This is a genomic window from Chromobacterium aquaticum, from assembly GCF_021129195.1.
GTDB classification, from domain to species: domain Bacteria; phylum Pseudomonadota; class Gammaproteobacteria; order Burkholderiales; family Chromobacteriaceae; genus Chromobacterium; species Chromobacterium aquaticum.
This window is the reverse complement of the sequence record NZ_JAJOHW010000189.1, coordinates 1-6,319: the sequence shown is the minus strand read 5'-3', so window position 1 is coordinate 6,319 and position 6,319 is coordinate 1. Positions and strand designations below refer to the sequence as shown.

Below are 6,319 nucleotides of genomic sequence, written 5' to 3'. Positions count from 1 at the left end.
CCCCGGCGCCGGCCCCGGTGGCCGCGCCCGCTCCGGTTGTCGCCGCGCCGGCCGCCACCGCGATCAGCGCAGCAGACCAAGCGCTGATCCAGCGCTTCGAAGCCCTGACCGAGGCCGACCTGATCAAGCAACTGATCGCCATCGTCAGCGACCGCACTGGCTACCCGGCCGACATGATCAATGAAGAAATGGATCTGGAAGCCGATCTGGGCATCGACTCGATCAAGCGTCTGGAAATCTTCGGCGCCATGTTCGACCAACTGTCCGCCGAAGTGCCGCACTTCCAGGACATGGAAAAACAGAAGGACATGGAAACCTTCGACATCGACGCCTTCAGCAACATCCGCAAGATGGGCGGCTTCTTCAAGCAGACCATCTCCGAACTGCTGACCGAGCTGAAGCAGGGCGGCGCAGCCGCTCCGGCCGCGGAAGCCGCTCCGGCTCCGGAGGCCGCGCCGGCCCCGGTCTCCAGCGAACCCGCCTTGCACGAAACCCCGGCGGCGGAGGCCAAGCCCTTGCGTCAGTTGGGCGTGGTGTCGTCCACCAAGAAGCTGGTGTCCGACGTTGCCGTGGAGGACTCCGCAGCAAAAAAATCCCTAGCTGAGCCCCGGGAGACGGCATCTGCCCTCGCTCAGCAATCCCCTGTAAGTGATGCCCATACGGTAACCGCGTCCATCCATCGTTTTCAGGCGCGGAAACAAGCTTTGCCCAAGCCGGACCTGCTGGAGCTGGCCGCCGGCCGGCTCTGGCTGCTGACCGACGACGGCAAGGGTTTAAGCGAAGAAGTGGCCAAACAGCTGCTGGCCCACGGCCAGCAGGTGGCGCGGCTGGTGTTCAAGTGGCAGCAGGCCAAGGGCCAGCGCAAGGCGATCAAGCACGTCAACGACTACGTGCTGGAACGCGCCGACGAGCTGGCGCTGGAAGACGTGCTGTCGCGCATCGCGGTGGCCGAAGGCCAGGTGGGCGGTTTCATCCACCTGCAAGCGCCGGCCGGCAACGTCAAATCGCTGGCCAACGCCTTCGCCGCGACCGAGTACGACACCGCGCAGGCCTTGTTCCTGCTGGCCAAGCTGCTGCAGCCCTCGCTGGCGCAGCCCGGCCCCGGTCGCGCCTGCTTCTTCGTGGCCAGCCAGTTGGACGGCGAGCTGGGCACCGCCCGGCGCGCCGCCTTCCCGGTGGCCGCGGCCAGCGTCAGCGGCCTGTGCAAGGCCTTGAACATCGAGTGGGAAGACGTGTTCTGCCGCAGCGTGGATTTCGATCCCAAGTGCGGCAGGAACGCCATCGCCGCGATGCTGCTGGAAGAGCTGCGCGACGTGCAGTCCGACGTGGCCGAAGTGGGCCGCGGCGCCAAGGGCGAGCGGATGACGCTGGGCTTCGAGGCGGCGCCGACCGACCCGCAGGCCGTGGCCGGCATCGACGCCAAGACCGTGTTCCTGGTCACCGGCGGCGCGCGCGGCATCACCGCCGAGTGCGTGATCGCGCTGGCCAAGCGTTATCCGGCGCGCTTCGCGCTGCTGGGCCGCACCCGCATCGACGCGCCGCTGCCGGAATGGGCGGAGGGCGGCGGCGAAGTGGCCGAACTCAAGGCGCGCGCCATCCGCCACCTGCAACAGCAGGGCGAGACGGTGACCCCGGTCAAGGTGGATGCCTTGCTCAAGGAGCTGCTGCAACTGGCCGAGGTGCGCGCCACCATCGCCAGCATCGAGCAGGCCGGCGGCCAGGCCATCTATCTGGCTTGCGACATCGGCGACGCCAAGGACGTGGCGCGGGCGGCGGCGGAGGCGCAGCGTCAGCTGGGGACCATCCGCGGCATCATCCACGGCGCCGGCAACCTGGCGGACAAGCGCATCGAGAAAAAGACCCCGGCCGATTTCCGCTCGGTGTTCCACACCAAGGTGAAAGGGCTGGAGAACCTGCTGGCGGCGGTCAAGCCGGACGGTTTGCGTCACCTGGTGCTGTTCTCCTCGGTGTCGGGCTTCTTCGGCAACGCCGGCCAGACCGATTACGCGATGGCCAACGACGCGCTGAACAAGTTCGCCTATCTGTACCAGACCCTGTACCCGAAACAGCAGGTACGCAGCATCAACTGGGGTCCGTGGGACAGCGGCATGGTCAACGATGTGCTGAAGAAGGCCTATGCCGACCGCGGCCTGGCCATCATCCCCACCGCTATCGGCGCGCAGTTCTTCGTCGATGAGTTCGCCGCCGGCCTGGTGCCGCAGGTGATCGTCGGCGGCGGCAGCTACAAGGTGGGGCGCAAGCAGAAGACCCTGCCGGCGCTGACCCGGGTGGAGCGCGAGCTGGACCCGGCCGTCAACGGCTTCCTGGCCGACCACGTGGTGGGCGGGCAGCCGGTGCTGCCGGCCACCGCCGCGGCCGGCTGGATGGTGCAGCTGTGCGAAGACCTGCTACCCGGCTACCGGCTGGAGACGCTGGCGGACTTCCGCGTGCTCAAGGGCGTGGTGTTCGACGCTGGCGAGCAGCGGCGCTTCATCGCCGAACTGCGGCCGGTGGCCGAAGCCGGCGGCAACGGCGACCGCCACACGCTGGAAGTGAGCATCTTCAACCAGGTGGACGGGGCCGCGCTGAACCGTTACCAGGCGCGGGTGACCATGAGCCGGCTGGCGGCGGAAGCGCCGCTGGACGGTCCGCAGGCGCCGGCGGGCGCGCCGCTGGAGCATGCGCCGCTGTATGGCGACATGCGCGACGGCGCCTGGCTGTTCCATGGCCCGGCCTTCCGTGGCGTGCAGTCCTTGTTCCGTCTCGACGGTCAGGGTCTGCAAGCCGGCGGGCGGCTGAGCGCCATGGCCGGGCAGGGGCAGTTCCCGGTGAACTCCTTCAACCCCTACCTGGCGGACGTGGCCTTGCAAACGCCGCTGATCTGGCTGATGTCGCAGTCGGACAAGGCCGGGCTGCCGCTGCAGATCGCCGAGTGGCGGCAGTACGCGCCGCTGGCTTTCGACCAGGCCTTCTATCTGAGCATGGCGGTCATGGCGCAAACCGCGACCACTCTGCTGGCCGACGTCACCGTCCACGGCGCCGACGGCAAGGTGTACAGCAAGCTGTCCGGCTTGCAGTTCACCGTGTCGAAGAAGCTGCGGCAGTTGATGTGCGACCCGGAGGCCAGCGTGGCGGTGTGACGCGAGCACGGCGGCGCCCGTGGGCGCCGCCGGTCCGGAGCGCGGCGACGCGTTCCGGCAATACAGCCGAGTCGTGGTGGCGGAGGGTTCGCCTTGCCGCCGCCGCGCTCGAAATCGGCCCGCGCCGGTTCAATCCTGATCCCGCGCCGCCGCCCGCCGCCTCAATAGCGGCCGGCGGCGGAGGGGGACGGTTGCGCCCAAGGTTTGGGAATGTTGGCTCTACTTTCAGGATCTGTTGACGTTTGTTTTTCGCGGGGGAATGCAAACGTCAACAGATCCAAGACATGGATGCACTATGGAAGAAATCGCCATTATCGGATTAGGCTGCCTGTTTCCAGGCGCCGAAACGCCAGAACAGTACTGGCGCAAGCTGCTGGAGCGGCAGGATTGCACCTCGGAATTGAGCCGGGAAGAGCTGGGCGTGGACCCGGCGCTGTATCGCCATCCGGTGCCGGGCACCGCCGACAAGATCGCCTACAACAAGAACGGCCATGTGCGCGGCTTCAAGCTGGACGCCGGCCGCTACCGCCTGCCGGCCGCTCAGCTGGAGGCGCTGGACCCCTTGTTTCAGTGGACGCTGTACGCGGCGGAACAGGCTTTGATCGACGCTGGCCAGGGCGCCGCCCACAGCGCCGAGGCGCTGGCCCGCTGCGGCCTGATCATCGGCAATATCGGCATGCCCACCCATGCCGGCAAGAAGCTGCTCAATGGCTTCTACCAAGGCATCCTGGAGCCCTATGTCCAGGAACTGCTGCAACGCGAGGATTTCCATTTCCGTCAGCCCTGGCAGGCGGAAGGCTTGTCCGATCTCAATCTGATGACCGGCAGCCAAAACGCCACGCTGGCGGCCCAGGCGCTGGGCCTGGCCGGTCCCAGCTTCGCGCTGGACGCGGCTTGCGCCTCGGCCTTGTACGCCATCCGCGTGGCCAGCTATTACCTGCAGAGCGGCAAGGCCGACCTGATGCTGGCCGGCGCGGTCTGCCACGCCGACCATATCTACATCGATCACGGCTTCAACGTGCTGCAGGCCTTCCCGGCCGACGGCCAGTCGGTGCCGTTCGACCGCAATTCCCAGGGCCTGAAGGCCGGCGAGGGCGCCAGCGTGATCGCGCTCAAGCGCTACGCCGACGCGGTGCGCGACAAGGACCGCATCTACGGCGTGATCGAATCCATAGGCCTGTCCAACGACGGCGGCGCCAAGCATATCCTGGTGCCCGACCTCAACGGCCAGCTGCTGTCGCTGAAGCGCGCCTACGACGGCGTGGACAAGAACATCGACTATCTGGAATGCCACGCCACCGGCACCCCGGTGGGCGACCAGGTGGAGCTGGGCTCGGTGGAGACCTTCTTCGCCGACCAGGCGCAGCGGCCGCTGATCGGCGCCAACAAGGGCAATATCGGCCACATGCTGACCGCTTCCGGCATGGCCAGCATCCTCAAGGTGCTGCTGGCGATGCGCAGCGGCGTGATTCCGCCGACGCTGAACGTGGAAGACATGGTCAGCACCCCCAATGGTCAGCTGGACATCAGCCACGTGGTGCGCGACACCACGCCGTGGCCGCAGCGCGGCCAGGCCAAGCGCGCCGGCATCAATGCCTTCGGCTTCGGCGGCGTCAACGGCCACATGGTGCTGCGCGAACACCGAGCTGACACGCCGGTGACCGCCTGGCCGCAACTGCCGGCTGAGCAGCAGAGCCTGGCCATCATCGGCGTGGGCGTGGCGCTGGCCGACACCGAAACCCCGGACGCCCTGTTGCGGACGGTGGCCGAGGGCCGCAGCCACTTCCGCCCGCTGCCGCGCACCCGCTGGCTGGGCCTGGAGCAGCGCGTCGATGTGTTGGGCGCGCGCGGCTACCGCCAGGCGCCGGCCGGCGCCTATATCGAGCAGTTCGACTTCGACTGCAAGCGCTTCAAGCTGCCGCCCAAGGTGGTGGGCAGCCATCTGCTGTCGCATCTGTTCCTGATGCCCATCGCCGAACGCGCCTTCCACGACGCCGGCTACCAGCTGGATGGCCACAAGCGCAATATCGCCGTCATCGTCGCCGGCGATGTCGACTACAGCTGCTCGCGCTATCAGGCGCGCAACGAGATGGCCTGGCAGGTGCGCGACAGCCTGGCGCACAGCGGCATCTCGCTGAGCGAGGCGCAGACCGCGGTGCTGGAAACCATCGTCAAGGACAGCCTGTTCCCGGAACCGTATCCGGAAGGCATCACCGGCGGCATCGGCAATGTGGTGGCCAGCCGCATCGCCGCCCACCTGAAGCTGGACGGCCCGGCCTTCTCGCTGTGCGCGCATGAAAACGCCGCCTTCAAGGCGATAGAGCTGGCGCAATTCATGTTGTCCGAGCAATTGGTGGACGCGGTGATCGTCGCCGGCGGCAGTTTCGCCGGCGGTCTGGAAAACGTGTTGTGGGCGCCGCGTCGCGGCGCCGGTCATGCCGAAGTGCCGGTGGGCGAGGGCGGCGGCGTGGTGGTGCTCAAGCGCGAGCAGGCGGCGCTGGAAGCCAAGGACCGTATCTACGCGGTGATGCGCGGCCTGGCCATCGGCCATGCCTGCGGCGACAGCACCGAGTTCCAGCCGGTGGCCGACGCGGTGGCGCGCTCGGCGGCGGCGGCCTTGCGCCAGGCCGGCGCCGATCCGGCTGCGGTGGGCTATCTGGAACTGAGCGGCGGCGCGCTGGCCAGCGACAATCTGGTGGAACTGGACGGCCTGACCCGGGTTTACCGCGACAGCCGCGTCGCCGCCGGCTCGGTGGCCGCCAACTACGGCCAGCTGGCCTCGGCCCAGGGCATTGTCAGCGTGATCAAGGCCGCGTTGTGCCTGCATCACCGGCAACTGCCGGCGGCGGCGGCGCTGGCCGCCTATCCGGCAGACGCCTTGCGCGCCGCCTTCGGCGCGGCCAAGACCGACGCCGCTTGGCCGGCGCCGGCCGACGGCCTGCGGCTGGCGGCGGTCAACAGCCTGGGCCTGGACCGTGGCTATGCCCACATGATTCTGCAAGAACCCAGCGAGGCCAATCGCCAGGAAGCGAAGACGCCGGCGCTGCCGGCGGCGGCGGGGCCTGGCCTGGTCGCCACCGTGCACACCGGCCGCGAGCACACCATCGCCGAGATGATAGTCAACGACGCCAACCGCGCCGTATTCGGCACCACCCGGCCCTGGCTGCGCGCGCAGCCAG

Annotated in this window: 2 protein-coding genes; both read left to right on the top strand. The window is 68.2% G+C overall.

From position 1 onward, the window contains the following. Positions 1-3,140 (top strand): SDR family NAD(P)-dependent oxidoreductase (locus tag LQT98_RS22400; protein ID WP_231465326.1); only part of this gene is annotated, 3,140 nt, incomplete at its 5' end. A gap of 295 nt (positions 3,141-3,435) precedes the next feature. Continuing rightward, positions 3,436-6,319: beta-ketoacyl synthase N-terminal-like domain-containing protein (locus LQT98_RS22395; protein ID WP_269326126.1), on the top strand; the 2,884-nt coding region annotated here is incomplete at its 3' end.